The organism is Paenibacillus polymyxa (assembly GCF_018614975.1).
Lineage (GTDB): Bacteria > Bacillota > Bacilli > Paenibacillales > Paenibacillaceae > Paenibacillus > Paenibacillus polymyxa_E.
The window spans coordinates 390,611-405,395 of record NZ_JAGGNR010000011.1; the positions used below are offsets into that span (position 1 = coordinate 390,611).

Below are 14,785 nucleotides of genomic sequence, written 5' to 3' on the forward strand. Positions count from 1 at the left end.
TCGTACAAATGTAACTTTTACAGGATCATATTGTTAAAATAACTGCTGTTTCCTTTGGATAATGCCGTGTTACCCATCACTATTAAGCGCTTACAATGAGGAGGATTCATAACATTCATTGATCCATGCACAATCAAACACAAAAAGGGGGAGATCAAGAGTGAAAAAGAGGTACATAAGCGGGTGTCTGGTATTACTGATGCTGTTCTGTGATCTGGGGCTGATGGTTCGTCCAGCGGCTGCAGAAGATGCAAAAGTGAACGTGGCTCTTAACAAGGCAGTTACGGTAAGCACAGAATATTTGGAGTGGGGTAGTAACAAAGACCATTTGGTTGATGGCAAAAGTGATACGCATTGGAGTACAACCGCAGGAGCTACGGTGGAACAGCCACAATCGGCTATGATTGATCTGGGTGAAGAGTACAATCTGTCCGGAGCGGAAATAACGTGGAGAGAAAATACGGTTGTGAAATATATGGTAGAAACGTCTGCTGACCAGCAGGAATGGACCAAAGTTGTTGATCAAAGTGAAAATGCCGATCCCAAACAGATCGCTGATCTGACGTTTGAGCAGAATGATGTACGATACATCAGACTGAACATCTCCTTTTACAAGGGTGAGGGAGTTTGGCCGGAAATATTGGAGTTCAAAGTGTGGGGAGAATCAGAAGGCACTGAACCTGCCAACATTACCGGATATGATCCAATCGAAGTGAAAACGGTGACAAGAAGTGCGCCAATTCTGCCAAACGAGGTAAAAGCACATTACCCGAAGGGGAAATCGAGAATGGTACCTGTGACATGGGATACTATCGACCCTTTGGAATACGCTTCTGCGGGCGATTTTACGGTAACAGGGATCGTATATGGTGCGCCTCCAGAGCCTCAGCTTAAAGCTAAGGTGATCGTTGAGGGATATCGAACGGATTATGTTAGAGGTGTCGATATTTCCACGTTAACTGCCATTGAGGACAAAGGTGGCAAATACGTGGACAGCAACGGTACAGAGCGTGATTTGCTCGATATTCTCAAGGATCGCGGTGTCAATTATGTGCGTCTTCGTCTATGGAATGATCCACAGAAATCAGGGGGCTACAACGATAAGGAAGATGTCATTCGTCTGGCTAAGCGGGTGAAGCAAAAAGGCATGAAGATCCTGCTGGATTTCCACTACTCGGATGAGTGGGCGCACCCGGGTCAGCAGCTTCGTCCAAAAGCTTGGGAAGGTCTTTCGTTTGAAGAGCTGAAGCAAGCTGTATACGATTATACGGTTGAAGTTGTGGGGGAGATGAAAGCAGAGGACGCCATGCCTGATATGGTGCAGATTGGTAACGAGATTAACAGTGGTGTTCTGAACGGCTTGAGCAGCGATGTGGATTTCAATCAAAATGTTGCATTGCTGAAAAGCGGAATTGATGCTGTACGTGCAGTAGAAGGAGAGATCACCAATAACGCGGATAAGGTGAAGATCATGATCCATCTGGCTGAAGGCGGCAAGGCGGATACGTTCGACTGGTATTTCAGTGAGCTGGAGAAACGCGAACTGAAGTACGATATCATTGGACTTTCCTATTATCCGTTCTGGCATGGGACATTTGCCGATGTGCAGAAGACCATGAATGAAGTATCTGACAAGTTCAAAAAAGACGTGATTATTGCCGAGACATCATATCCTTTTTCATATAAAAACGGGGACGCTCATGGGAACATCATCGGGTCGGACGAAGCGCTGCATGTTGGGGGAGCAACATTCCCTGCAACAGTCCAAGGTCAATATGATACCATCGCCGGCATTATGGACATGATTGCTGACGTGCCGAATAATCATGGTGCAGGTTTCTTCTACTGGGAGCCAGCATGGATTCCGGCCGGTGTAGGCTGGATTGCATCTGAAGGGAATGCATGGGAGAACCAAGCTATGTTTGATTACGATGAATTTCCGGCCAACGGCGGGCATTCGTATGAAGGCAGAGCGTTATGGTCCCTTGATGTGTACAAACGTGGATTGGGTCTTCTGCCCGCAGACCGCCAGCAACTGGATGCGGCACTTACACGAGCCAAATCATTGGTACAGACTGATTTTACTCCAGAAAGCTGGGTGACTCTGGCTCCGGCAATCTCGGCAGCGAATGATGTATACCAACAGGCATACACGCCGGGTGGGGTGACTCAAGCAGATACAGATGCAGCAACAACAGCATTGGAACGTGTGATGCAGCAAATGCAGGTTATCCCCCCGCAGCTTGACGAGCTCAGAGCTAAAATAGCGGAAGCGCGTTCGTATCAGCAGGCTGACTGGTCTGCGGCCACTTGGGCGGTATTGACCAAAGCGATGGAAAGCGCTGATCAGGTCTTGAATGATCCAAGAGCAACACAGACGGATGCGAATACAGCGGTTAAACGTTTGCATGATGCCATTCAAGGTCTATCCAATGTGGACAAAACACAACTGCACCAGTACATTCAACAAATGCAGCAGCAGAATGAATCTTCCTATACACGCCGGAGCTGGTCTGTATTGCAACAATTTTTGCAGACAGCGATTCAGGTCCGAGATAACAATGCTGTTGTTCAGTCTGAGGTGAATTCAGCACTGAATACGTTGAAACAAGCCTTTACTAGTCTGGTCTCTCTGGAGGCTTTAACAACGGGGAAAACGGCAACGGCTTCAAGTAGTGCAGGGACAGGAGGCAATCAAGCCAACTCTCCTGAAGGTGCGATTGACAACAATCCGAACACTTCATGGGGAACAGACCAGAGTAAGGATAGCTGGTGGCAAGTGGATTTGGGTCAGGTTGCTAACCTCTCCAAAATCGAAATGTCGATGTGGAGTGGCGGCATCAAATATACGATTGAAGTGTCCAATGATAACAAAAATTTTGTGAAAGTAGTGGACACCACAAGTGATGTTGTTGTATCGACCGCACCTAGCCATGTACTTCCAGAAGGCACGGAGGGACGTTACATTCGGGTAACGATTAAAACAGGTCCCACATGGGTAGGATTCATGGAATTTGAAGCATACGGTACGTTCCCGGCAGACAAAACTGCACTGCAAGTTACTGTAGATGCCGCTGAGAAATTAAAACAAACCGAATACACGACATCAAGCTGGAATGTATTTAGTAAGGCACTTGCTGAAGCGAAGGCGTTCATTCTGGATGTTGAATCTTCAACGGAAGATGTGAGTAATGCGGATCGTGCGTTACAAGATGCTGTGAGTAAGCTTGTACGTCAAGATGTAACACCTGGCCCTGGCCAGCCATCACAACCAAGTGTACCTTCACAACCTTCCAACCCGGGAACAGCTCCTTCGACGGGGAATCCGGCTGTAACCTCACCGGCTGAACCTGGTAATCCGCCAGCGAAGGGTTCAATCACGGTAAAAGGAACAGCAACCGGGGATGACAAGTATTCGATTCGTCCGGATGCATCCCAATTAACACAGGCAATTCATTCCATGGACGCAGGAAATCGTACGTTGAAGCTGATTGCAGATGTGCCTGACTCAGCCAAGACAGTCACATTCCAGTTGGCTGCAAGTCAACTGGCAGCATGGGTTCGTTCCGAGGAGGTGCAATCCCTGGATGTAGTTGTAGGACAGACTACCGTTCGTGTTCCTCTAAAATCACTGCCGCTAACCATTGCGGAGATTGCGGGAACGTTCGACATCGTAGTGGCAAAAGGATCGACAGATACACTGTCCACATCTCAAAAAGCAGCGATTGGTAATCATGCAATTGTTGATGTGAATTTGTTAATGAATAATAAGCCATTGCAATGGACAAACAGAGCGATTGAAGTTGCTCTATCCAATGTGGAGCAACCTAAAAAGAATGATGTAGTTATGGTTGTACATTCCATATCTCCAAGTGGGGAAATGAAGCCTGTTACGTACTCCAAGTACGATGACAAGACGAAGACGATGGCGTTCAAACCACTGGAATCCGGCAGTTATGTCATTGCAGAAGTTGACGTGCCATTAAATGATCTGCAAAACCACAATTGGGCAATCCAAGAGGTGAAGAACCTCTACGGTAAAGGGATTATTACGGGGATGAGTGCAACTCGTTTTGCCCCGCAAGGTGAACTAACCAGAGCACAATTTTTGCAAATGATTATTAAAGGTATTGGTGATACACGCCAGCCCGATCCATCTATTTCAACACCAACGGATGTGAAGGAGGGGCACTGGTATGCCGATTCAGTACGACTTGGCATTGAAATGAACATTATTCAAGGCCGGGCGGATGGAAGCTTTGGAGCCAATGAACGTATTTCACGAGAAGATATGGCCGTTATGCTGAACAGAGCACTGAAGGTTGTGCAGCGTGAGGATGCGACCCATTCTGTACAAGGAAATATGGTGTTTGTAGACAACGCCGAGATCGCGGAATACGCCAAAGAAGCTGTAGCCTCGATGCAAAAACTTGGATTGCTAAATGGCATGCCTGATGGTACGTTTGCTCCGAAAGAAACGGCGAATCGCGCACAAGGTGCAGTTGCAGTCGCCCGACTGATGGAACAACTGTATTAGAAAATAACAAAGCAGGTAAAGAGATCGGATCATGTGATTCGGTCTCTTTATTTTTGCGAAAAAAAGAAGATCAGACTGTACCCCTTTCTCTAAATAGGCATATGAACAATTTATTAATGTCGTATTGACAATATCGAATCCATTTGTTATCATTTCGATAATATCAAAACGACAATATTAAGAAATGAGGAATGAGCCATGTTTGGATTCCGATTCGTGAAGTTTCAACCCAGTGAATATGTCATGAAAGTGAAAAATGGTGAGGTACAGCGTCAAGGTGTGGGATTGTCCTTTTATTATTATGAGCCGACTACATCGGTAGTGGTTCTACCTGTGTCCTCGGTGGATGTACCATTCATGTTTGAAGAGATTACAGGTGACTATCAGACGGTTACTGTGCAGGGGCAATTAAGCTATCGCATTGTGGATTATTTGAAAATAACGCAGAGCCTGAATTACACATACAATTTGCGCAAAAATCGGTATATCTCCGACGACCCCGGCAAGCTGGATCAACGGGTGATCACCACAGCCAAAGTACTAACCAAGAAACATCTGGAGCAAATGCCGCTGAAAGAAGCTATACAATCCAGTGAACGGCTGGCAAGCAGCATGAAACGCGAGGTTGTGCAAAGTGAAGAGTTGGAGAAACTGGGCGTTGAGTTGATGAGTCTATCGATACTGGCCATTCTGCCTAATAAAGAAACGATGCGTGCATTGGAAGCACAAGCGCGGGAAGAGATTTTGCGACAAGCAGATGAAGCGCTCTATGTGCGTCGCAATGCCTCCATTGAACAGGAAAGACGAGTGAAAGAGAACGAACTGAACACCGAAATTGCCGTAGAGACGAAGAAACAGCAAATTCGTGAGACCCAATTGCAGACAGAACGCTCGGTGAAACAGAAACAAAACGAGATGGAGCAGGAGCAGCTTCAGTTCAATACAGCGATGGAGGAACGTAAGCAGCAACTGATTGAGTTAACCATTGCCAATCACAATGCCGAGGCAGATGCCAAAGCATATGAGATTGCTGCCGTGATGAATTCGTTACAAAATGTACAGCCAAATGTACTGCAAGCGATGGCGAACATGGGCATGAATTCTGATAAGCTGATCGCACTTGCGTTCCAGGAACTGGCTGAAAACGCAGGCAAGATTGGACAGCTTAATATCTCGCCGGATCTGTTGCAGGGATTGATGTCTCCCGCGCCGAGTAGAGATCAGGGAGGTCGAGCGAGATGAGATTGGGAAGAAAAGAGCAGGCAGAAAAATCAGTACGTCAGAAGGCTGCAACGGACGAACGAATGAGCGAACACAAGCTGATTCTCGTTAAGCGCCGGACCAGACTGGAAGAGCTGGTGGTTCGATATAACACGGTGCAGCAAGCTCAGTTCTATATTGAACGTCTGGGCGCAGACTTCAGTGATTATATGGAGGAAGACCGTCGTTATCGGCTATCTGTTCAGCAGGCGCAGCAGCAGCTGGGACAATTGGGCCGCGTCCAGACGATTGATCGGGAACATGTGCCCAATTTTATCTTTGGAGAGCAGGATATCGTGGTTGTGGTTGGACAGGATGGGCTTGTAGCCAATACCCTCAAATATGTCACCGAGCAGCCGCTCATTGGTGTGAATCCGGACCCGATGCGGTGGGATGGCGTGTTATTACCTTTTACCGTGGAGGATCTGAGCTTCATTGTTCCTGATGTCATTCGAAAGCAACGAAGCTTGAAAGAAGTCACTCTCGCCAAAGTGGAACTCAATGATGGACAGTATCTATATGGTGTGAATGATCTGTTCATTGGTCGAAAGACACATGTATCGGCTCGTTATGAAGTGCGTTTGGGTAGATCCGCAGAACAACAATCTTCCAGTGGTATTATTGTATCCACAGGCATGGGATCGACAGGCTGGTTCAAAAGTGTGCTGGCCGGAGCCGCCGGAATTGTAGGGTCGGCTGCATGGCAGAACATGAATTCCGAAGCAGAGGTCGCTACAGCATCGGCATCCATTCATGGAAGCAGGCAGGAGCTGAATCATTTTAACTGGGATGCGCCGTACTTATATTTTTCAGTACGTGAACCGTTCCCGAGCCGGACGACAGCGGCTAATCTCGTGTTTGGACAGATTCATTCGAAGCAATCATTGCACATTGTATCCCAGATGCCAGAGGATGGTGTTATTTTCAGCGATGGGGTCGAGCAGGACTTTCTTGAGTTTAATTCAGGGGTGGAAGCCATCATTGGTTTGGCAGAGAAGAGGGGGCGTCTCGTGGTCTGACCCTTTATTTTCAATCCGTTTCCGACTAGAATGGGTAACTAGATATGCTACACTGACGTCAGGAAACGGAAAGAGGGTTAACGATGCAGTCGATATTGTTGGTTGAAGATGATGCCAAGCTTGCAGGATTGCTGGCGGCTTATCTGACCCGAAATGGATTCCAGGTACAGGTGACAGTTGATTTTCGTCATGTATTGGATGAATTTGTGGAAGTGAAGCCGGACCTTGTGCTGATGGATGTGAATTTGCCTCAATATGATGGATACTACTGGTGCAGGCAGATACGCACACATTCCATATGTCCCATTTTATTCATATCGGCTCGTGATAGTGGTATGGATCAGATTATGGCGTTGGAACATGGGGCGGATGATTATATTACGAAACCTTTTCAATATGAAGTCGTTCTTGCCAAAGTCCGTAGTCAGCTACGCCGAGCCTATGGTTCTTACGCTGCTGTTCAGCAGGAAGTGACAGTGAAGAATGGTCCCATGATCCTCTATCCTGAGCGATTTGTACTGGAGTATGACGAACGATCAACAGAGCTGACACAGAAGGAAGCGATACTGGTGGAAGCACTGATGGCAAAGGCAGGGCGAGTGGTCAGCCGTGAAAAATTGCTTGAACAGATGTGGGAAGATCAGCATTTTATTGATGATAATACGTTGAATGTCTATATTACACGTGTTCGTCGGAAGTTGAAGGAGCTGGGTGCAGAAGAAATTTTGGAGACGGTTCGCGGAGCAGGTTATCGCGTATTGGAACTGGATTCAACCGCACAGGGAAAAGGGAAATGAGACTTTTCCTGAAAGACCACCTGATGTTAGTCGGATTTTATGTGTTACAGATGCTGCTGGTCCCGTGTGTGTACTGGCTCTCTGGTGAGGGCCGTCCGATGAAGATTGTCCTCTATGGCATGCTGATCAGTACTGTTGTGCTGTTGGTTTATCTGGTCACTCGTTACTTCCAGCTGCGAGCATATTACCGTCTGCTTCAACAACCACGTAAACGGGTAAACGAGCCTTTTCAAGCGCTTGGAAATTCGGTCGTGGCGGAAGCCATCCAGGAATTGTTACATGAACTGGAGCGTAATCGGCAGAACGAGATGGGTGAGTTACGTACTAGCAAGGAACAGCAGGTGGTATTCATGAATCGCTGGGTTCATCAGATGAAGACGCCCTTGTCCATCATCCAACTGACATTGGAAGATGTGGACGATGAGACGGCGGGCAGTATTCAGGATGAGCTGGATAAGCTGCGCAAAGGACTTGAAATGGTCTTGCATTCTTCACGGCTTGAACAGTTCGAAGGGGATTTTCGTGTGGAACTGTTGTCTTTGCAAGAAGTGCTTCGGAGCAGTGTAGCGGAGAACCGACGTTTGTTTATACGCAGAGGTATTACGCCGGATATCCGGATGGAGGGTGACCTTCAGATATATAGTGATTCCAAGTGGCTGCGGTTCATGTTCACCCAGATTTTGACCAATGCCGTGAACTATTCCGATAGAAAATCAGGCAAAAAAGTGATCATTACAGGCTATAAACAGGAAGATCGTACAATCCTGGACATTCAGGATGAGGGAATCGGCATCTCGTCCGAGGATATTCACCGCGTGTTCAATCCCTATTTTACAGGTGAACGGGGCAGACAATACCACGAATCTACGGGAATGGGATTATATCTGGTTCGTGAGATCAGTGTCCGCCTGGATAACCGTGTCGAGTTGTTTTCGGAGCCGAATGAGGGGACGTTGGTCAGATTCAGCTGGATTCATTCGAAATATCCGAAGTGAAGAGCGCTTTGCCCATGGGCGAGGTGCTTTTTTTAATGCACAGAAGTGTGATAGAGAAGCAGGGGAACAGAACCTTAAACGTGCTGTAAGGGAAGTTTAAGGTAATTCGATAACACCGTTACGGGAGGTCAGTTAGGATAAGAATAGAATTAATGTATAAAGAATGATGGATCAGGAGGGAATTACGCATGGAAATGTTACAGGTATCGGGACTGAACAAAGTATATCAGGGAAAAGTGAAGACTCAAGCCCTTAGTGATATTCATCTGACAATCAAGCAAGGTGAGTTTGTGGGTATTATGGGCCCGTCGGGCAGTGGCAAAACCACATTGTTAAACATGGTCTCCACCATTGATGAACCCAGCTCAGGCAAGGTGCTGATTAATGGCATGAACCCGTTTGATATGAAAAAGAAAGAACTTGCCATGTTCCGACGTCGGGAACTCGGATTTGTCTTTCAGGATTTCAATCTGTTGGACACGCTGAATGTTGCTGAGAATATTGTACTTCCACTGACACTGGACAAGGTTAAACTGAAGGAGATGGAGAGCAGACTACATCGCATTACAGCCAAGCTCGGGATTGATCACATTCTGGATAAACGAGTCTACGAAATTTCGGGTGGACAGCGACAACGAACAGCCATTGCGAGATCCATGATCAATATGCCTTCGATTGTTTTGGCGGATGAACCCACCGGTGCCCTGGATTCTGCGTCATCCCAAGCGGTCATGGAGTCACTTGAACAGATTAACCAGCAGGAGAAAACGACCATTATGTTGGTAACACATGACCCGCTTGCGGCAAGTTATTGCAACCGCATCGTGTTCATCAAGGACGGAAAACTGGCAGCCGAGGTACACCGCGGAGATAATCGACAGACGTTTTTCCAGCGGATCATTGATACTTTATCCTTCTGGGGAGGGAATTCACATGAGCTTTCCTCAGTTCGCGTTTAATAACATCCGCCGGAATGGGCGAGCGTATATTGCTTTTTTTCTAAGTAGTGTGTTTATGGTCATGATATTCTTCGCTTATGCGGTATTTATCTATCATCCATATGTGGCAGAGTTGCCAATGGGTGACACAACCGCTACGGGGATGCAGATCGCTTCGCTTATCGTGTATGTGTTTGCATTTTTCTTTGTTATGTATTCCATCAGTGCTTTTCTCAAATCACGGAACAAGGAGTTTGGCATTCTGACCATACTTGGTGCAGAGCCCGCACAGATTCGGAAATTGGTTATTTTGGAAAACATGTTGATCGGCTGCCTGTCCATTATTGCCGGTATCGGTGGGGGAATGTTGTTGTCTAAGCTATTCCTGATGTTAACTACTCGTTTTATCGGGATGGATGATCTGCCCTTTTATTTTCCCGTGAAAGCGATTCTGATTACAATCGGGGCCTTTCTGTTATTATTTTTCTGCATCTCACTCTTCACATTGCTCTTTATCGGGAACAAGCGGACGTTAGAGCTCTTGACGGGTACGAGCAAACCTAAGAAAGAACCCAAAGCTTCGTGGCTCTTCTCACTTCTGGGATTGGCATTACTTACAGTCGGTTTTGTGGCACTCCGCAGCGAGTTGAATGGCGGGACGATCTTGCTTGCAGCAGTGACAGGCATAGCGGGGACGTATTTTTTCTACTCTCAACTTTCTGTGCTGATCATTCGCTTACTGAAGCGTAACCGCAAAACCGTATGGCAAGGTACACGTCTGTTATGGATCTCAGAGATGAGTTACAAAATGAAGGATAATGCCCGCATGTTGTTTATGGTGACCGTGGTGATTGCGATTGCTTCAATGAGTGCAGTTGTAATTTTATCACTGGATCAGGAGAACCGGGAGCAGTTTACGAACAACGATTTCCCAATTCAATACAACGTATTCAGACCAACAGAGCAATTGGATATGAGCGCTATTGATTCGAAACTTGAAGCCGCAGGCTTGGATTATCAGCAAGTCTATATTGAATATTTCTGGTCTAATGCAGATCAGAGTGCTGTCTCGGTTATGCCGCTTAGTCACTACAACCAATACAATCTGACACAAGGGAGAAAGATGTTCCAATTGGATACCGGATCCGCCTTATTTGTGGATACACGTAATGAGAAGGGGCAGATCGAGCGCAACAGATTTCGTAATTATGCGAAGGGAGACAAGTTGACGTTGAGTCTGGATGCTAGCCCACTGGAAGCTCGGGTTACGGATACAGATATCGATCCACAGTTTGGAACACTGCTCTATGCTACAGGTGTAGTTGTCCTACCGGATGAGAAGTATGAAGAGATTGCCCAACAGATCAAAGAGAATATGATATCTGGTAAATATCTGTATCAGATCCCTGCATGGGGTCATGCGGTACCTGACCGCCACTCCTCGGAAGCTATGGTTAGCGATCAGCTTCTATTCTCCGCGGATTCCATTCAAAGAAGCAACGCTTCGACCGATAACCACTCTGGATATCTGAGTACGCGGTACGGTGATTTTGAAAGATTCCGACAGGGGACAGCACTATTTACCTTCCTGGGTATATTTATCGGATTAATCTTCTCGATCTCTTCCGCAAGCTTTTTGTATTTCAGACTGCATACCGATCTTGAAGCCGATGGAAAGATGGTACATTCTCTTTCGAAAATGGGTCTCAGTTTCCATGAGATGAAACGATCATCCACCGTGCAGATTGCCATTCTGTTCTTTTTACCGATCGGAGTAGCTATCATTGAAACGTTGGTCGTGGTTAAGCCGTTCCTGACTGAATTCGGGATTACCAATTATACGATGCCGGTCTTGACTGTATTTGGTGCCTTTGTACTTGCACAGACGTTTTATTTCATTGTTATACGTTCGAGATATATCACTTCTCTGCGCAAAATGATGGTGTAACCATTTAGAAACAAACGATCATAAGGAACCGACCATGATCTGTTCATTGCCCGCATTTCTTGATTCAAATCAAGGAAATGCGGGCTTTCTTGCGTTAAGATGAATGTATTCACAGCTTACATTATCGAGGAGGACGATTATGATGAGTATCACGTCATTGCAAGAAGTCAAAGCATTCAGCGAGGACCGTTTTACGAAACGTGTTTTATTCCAACAGGGTGGAGGAGTGACCTTTGTACTTCATTTTCTGCCAGGCCAACAGCTTCCCGTTCATAAACATCCGGGCACAGACGTTATTTTGCTAGTGGTCGAAGGCACGGGTACACTTATACTGGATGGAAAAGAACAAGAGGTGAAACAAGAGGATGTAATCCATTGCGGTGGTGAGGTAGAGTTCGCATTCCGTAATACAGGAGATCAGGTGGTTCGTCTGTTCGTGGTGTTAAACAAAGTGCCAGCAGCATCGTATGCAAAGGACATCTAAGATCTAATATCAAGGAATCGATAAAATGATTCACTGCTCGGCACTAATAATAAGGAAACTCTATTCTGGAGTTTCCTTATTTATTTTTATTCAAGAACACTCTTCTGCAACATTCGTCCTTCTAGCAATCTCCGGGGTGTATATCAAATGTATGTTTCCATTGAAAAACAAAAAGCATACCTGGGTCTGATAGTATCAGATCTTAAGTACGCTTCTTCGTATTCCGCCAGCAATTTGTTCATTCATCCGGTCTGTAGTCATTCTGCCTAGAAGTATCCCAGCATTTCTTTGGCTTCATTCGACATCAGCTGGGGAGACCATTGTGGCTCCCACACCACTTGAACATCAATATCGGTCTTATTTGTATTTTCCTGCAAAACCCATTTCACCGCACCAACAATTGTATCGTGCAGCGGGCAACCTGGTGTAGTCAGCGTCATCCGTACATGTACCCGTTCAGTCTCTTCCCTTACTTCATATACCAGACCCAGGTCAACGATATTGACACCTAATTCAGGGTCATACACTTCCTTGAGACATTCTAGCAAATGCGTGGTTTGTTCCATCATGTTCACTCTCCAGTCCACCTTATTTATGTTATCGTCTGAATACCAAAGCAATATTTGTTATATAAACGATGGAGACAAGAGACAAGATCGTCCCACCAACCATCATGACCTCTGCCAGATTAATCAGAATTCCACTGACAAGCAGAAGGCTTCCAGCCACCATGGCGAGCATACCCCAATTGACATACCGTTCACTCAGCATACCTGCCATCAGCGGTGTTCCGGGTCTGCCTGCCTGCTTGCCATATTTGTGGGTCCACCATAGAAAAGGCACGATTTTGGAGGCATAACCAAGTATGGTGAGAGACACCCAACCCCCGAGATATACCCATCCAGACAGCAGAACAACACGTGGATGGAGCAGCAGTTCAGTCCCTTGCGAGGAATAGATCAGTAGGGCAACAGCATATACAGCAAACGCACGGCTTACATACACAGACCAGCGGATGCCCGGACCTGGGTTACTTTTGTGCCGTTTCTCTTGAATTTGCTCCAAGTGATACACATAAAAGAGCAGGGCTGAGGTTAGAAGTAAAAGCGCGAGCCAGAGCAGGCCTCCCTTAATACCTGTTAGAAATGCGACAACTCCTGTAACTACAGCTGCATTCCACAGAACCAGGACCACTTTTTGCAGTCGAATGGAATAATCGTGGGACAGGTAGAACATGGGCAGCATTTTGTAACTGAATCCGGTAATTAACATGCCAAACCAGCCGAGTGTTCCCATCCAGATATGTGCGCCGAATAAGCGTTCATGCATACCATTCCAATCACCAAAGGCAAAATTCAGACCCATCAGCATACCGGATAGCCCGGTAAGAATCAGATAAAGACACGAACATGCTGCACTAATCGTTACTGGATTCCATTGTGAGGCACGGAAGAGGGTAACAGCCATATTCCATCCGAACAACAGGATGCCAGAGAGCGCGAGTGTCGCAGAACCGGCAATCCAGATGACATCTGCACGAATGAAGCCGTATAACATGCCCACGATTCCGATACTGAACAAGAAATAATGACAATAACCAAGAAACAGACTGTAAATATTGGATTGCAAAATAACATGTATCAACTGATAAACGGCACCCATAGCCAGCATGGTTGCCCACCCGAGCACAAACAGATGAGCATGAAACCAGCCTTCGGGTCCTCTGAGTTCATCACCAAGCCAGCCTGTCAGCGAGAGCAGGGAGAATGCGTGATACATTACAAATCCAAAGATGCCCGTGATGATAAAAAGAAACGGCAACCTGGACATAGCTTTTGCCTCCTTACCCTTTTTCGATTCTCACTTTGGCCGTACCATCGTCTTGATCCTCAACCGTGAAGGGGCAACCGAGATTATTTAACTCTTCAACCAAGAAGACTGGCACACGGTCATTATGAATCAGTACGACTTCCCCAGGTTTGCAACGTTCCAGTGCGGCAAGTGTTCGCATCATGGGTTGTGGCGGTTCCAATCCGCGATTGTCCAGTATGGTGGGCGCCTGTAGGGATTCAAAGTTTTCAAACGCAACAGCTTGCTCCTCTGGGTGGCCTTTGCATGAAGCTGATTCTTCGTCTGAACCGGGCTCAGAATCGACTTCCGATCCAGATAAAACTATTGCAGATAATGTTTTGGCACCGGTTTTATTTTTTTTGTGCACAAACGTGGTAACCCAGTGATCTGAACCCTTTCGTTCCGATGTGCTGGAGTACCCTTTCATCTTGAGAATACCGAGCAGAGGCGTTGGTTTGAATGGAGCATGGAGTACAAAGACATCTTCATGTTGAAGGCCTTTGACCGTGTCCATGATTAGTTGAAACGGCTCCAACTTTTTACTCAGATGAGGACGCACATCCAATTCAACAATATGGACATCAGATGGAGACATGTGCGTTCACATCCGATCCTGCACTAGCTACACCCGCCTGCTGTACCAACTGCAGAGATGATTCATACAGGGCGGCCATCCCACCGTACAGCGCATAGAAGAATGATTCCGGCGCATCGAGGGAGAAGGACAGATAGGCTTTGGGGTCCATGCCGAGCACACGCTCAAAAACTCTTGCACTGTCATAGGCGTAAAAACAGAAATGAGTATATTCGAACACAGGCATTTTTTCGTAAATGGTGATAATCTCTTGCGCATATTCCGCTTGCTCACGCTGTGCCAATTGAATCATGGTTGTGGCGTCTTCCAGCCGTAGCGTGATGCGAAGTGTAGTATCGTCAATGATTTCAACGTGCGCCAT

The 14,785-nt window shown here is 46.5% G+C and carries 12 protein-coding genes; 8 read left to right on the forward strand and 4 right to left on the reverse strand.

Features of this window, described 5'->3' with window-relative positions; all coding sequences use genetic code 11:
* The first annotated feature begins 160 nt into the window (after positions 1-160).
* The 8 genes from J7E78_RS10380 to J7E78_RS10415 all read left to right on the forward strand — a co-directional run bounded on the left by J7E78_RS10380 (position 161) and on the right by J7E78_RS10415 (position 11,978).
* The gene (locus tag J7E78_RS10380; RefSeq protein ID WP_215076076.1) at positions 161-4,537 is read left to right on the forward strand and encodes a glycosyl hydrolase 53 family protein; all 4,377 of its coding nucleotides are present in this window, start codon (positions 161-163) and stop codon (positions 4,535-4,537) included.
* 198 nt (positions 4,538-4,735) lie between these two features.
* Complete coding sequence (locus J7E78_RS10385; RefSeq protein WP_215076077.1) at positions 4,736-5,779, forward strand: SPFH domain-containing protein; 1,044 nt, start codon at positions 4,736-4,738, stop codon at positions 5,777-5,779.
* A 62-nt stretch (positions 5,780-5,841) separates the two neighbouring features.
* Positions 5,842-6,816: a diacylglycerol kinase catalytic domain-containing protein gene (locus J7E78_RS10390; RefSeq protein WP_215076202.1), complete on the forward strand. Its 975-nt coding sequence runs from the start codon at positions 5,842-5,844 to the stop codon at positions 6,814-6,816.
* A gap of 83 nt (positions 6,817-6,899) precedes the next feature.
* Positions 6,900-7,613, forward strand: coding sequence for a response regulator transcription factor (locus J7E78_RS10395; RefSeq protein WP_215076078.1), 714 nt, complete (start codon positions 6,900-6,902; stop codon positions 7,611-7,613).
* On the forward strand, positions 7,610-8,608 hold the full coding sequence (locus J7E78_RS10400; RefSeq protein ID WP_215076079.1) for a sensor histidine kinase: 999 nt from the start codon (positions 7,610-7,612) through the stop codon (positions 8,606-8,608). The genes J7E78_RS10395 and J7E78_RS10400 overlap by 4 nt, the downstream gene beginning before the upstream one ends.
* 188 nt (positions 8,609-8,796) lie before the next feature.
* Positions 8,797-9,567, forward strand: coding sequence for an ABC transporter ATP-binding protein (locus tag J7E78_RS10405; RefSeq protein WP_215076080.1), 771 nt, complete (start codon positions 8,797-8,799; stop codon positions 9,565-9,567).
* Positions 9,542-11,494, forward strand: coding sequence for an ABC transporter permease (locus J7E78_RS10410; RefSeq protein WP_215076081.1), 1,953 nt, complete (start codon positions 9,542-9,544; stop codon positions 11,492-11,494). Before J7E78_RS10405 ends, J7E78_RS10410 begins: the two co-directional genes overlap by 26 nt.
* A 139-nt stretch (positions 11,495-11,633) precedes the next feature.
* On the forward strand, positions 11,634-11,978 hold the full coding sequence (locus J7E78_RS10415; protein WP_311516977.1) for a cupin domain-containing protein: 345 nt from the start codon (positions 11,634-11,636) through the stop codon (positions 11,976-11,978).
* A gap of 266 nt (positions 11,979-12,244) precedes the next feature.
* Here the strand turns inward: J7E78_RS10415 and J7E78_RS10420 are convergent, their stop codons facing one another.
* From J7E78_RS10420 to J7E78_RS10435, 4 genes are read right to left on the reverse strand one after another with little or no spacing between them, the layout of a single operon-like run.
* Positions 12,245-12,544 (reverse strand): metal-sulfur cluster assembly factor, encoded by a 300-nt coding sequence (locus J7E78_RS10420; protein ID WP_397330532.1) that lies wholly within the window; start codon positions 12,542-12,544, stop codon positions 12,245-12,247.
* Between the two features lie 31 nt (positions 12,545-12,575).
* On the reverse strand, positions 12,576-13,808 hold the full coding sequence (locus J7E78_RS10425) for a hypothetical protein (RefSeq protein WP_215076083.1): 1,233 nt from the start codon (positions 13,806-13,808) through the stop codon (positions 12,576-12,578).
* 13 nt (positions 13,809-13,821) lie between these two features.
* The gene (locus J7E78_RS10430) at positions 13,822-14,424 is read right to left on the reverse strand and encodes a DUF2249 domain-containing protein (protein ID WP_215076084.1); all 603 of its coding nucleotides are present in this window, start codon (positions 14,422-14,424) and stop codon (positions 13,822-13,824) included.
* Complete coding sequence (locus tag J7E78_RS10435; RefSeq protein ID WP_215076085.1) at positions 14,411-14,785, reverse strand: hypothetical protein; 375 nt, start codon at positions 14,783-14,785, stop codon at positions 14,411-14,413. Before J7E78_RS10435 ends, J7E78_RS10430 begins: the two co-directional genes overlap by 14 nt.

Coding starts and splice junctions, on each gene's coding strand:
- J7E78_RS10385 (WP_215076077.1), top strand. CDS start 4,736: ATGTTTGGATTCCGATTCGTGAAGTTTCAACCCAGTGAATATGTCATG.
- J7E78_RS10390 (WP_215076202.1), top strand. CDS start 5,842: ATGAGCGAACACAAGCTGATTCTCGTTAAGCGCCGGACCAGACTGGAA.
- J7E78_RS10395 (WP_215076078.1), top strand. CDS start 6,900: ATGCAGTCGATATTGTTGGTTGAAGATGATGCCAAGCTTGCAGGATTG.
- J7E78_RS10400 (WP_215076079.1), top strand. CDS start 7,610: ATGAGACTTTTCCTGAAAGACCACCTGATGTTAGTCGGATTTTATGTG.
- J7E78_RS10405 (WP_215076080.1), top strand. CDS start 8,797: ATGGAAATGTTACAGGTATCGGGACTGAACAAAGTATATCAGGGAAAA.
- J7E78_RS10410 (WP_215076081.1), top strand. CDS start 9,542: ATGAGCTTTCCTCAGTTCGCGTTTAATAACATCCGCCGGAATGGGCGA.
- J7E78_RS10415 (WP_311516977.1), top strand. CDS start 11,634: ATGATGAGTATCACGTCATTGCAAGAAGTCAAAGCATTCAGCGAGGAC.
- J7E78_RS10420 (WP_397330532.1), bottom strand. CDS start 12,544: ATGGAACAAACCACGCATTTGCTAGAATGTCTCAAGGAAGTGTATGAC.
- J7E78_RS10425 (WP_215076083.1), bottom strand. CDS start 13,808: ATGTCCAGGTTGCCGTTTCTTTTTATCATCACGGGCATCTTTGGATTT.
- J7E78_RS10430 (WP_215076084.1), bottom strand. CDS start 14,424: ATGTCTCCATCTGATGTCCATATTGTTGAATTGGATGTGCGTCCTCAT.
- J7E78_RS10435 (WP_215076085.1), bottom strand. CDS start 14,785: ATGGCGCACGTTGAAATCATTGACGATACTACACTTCGCATCACGCTA.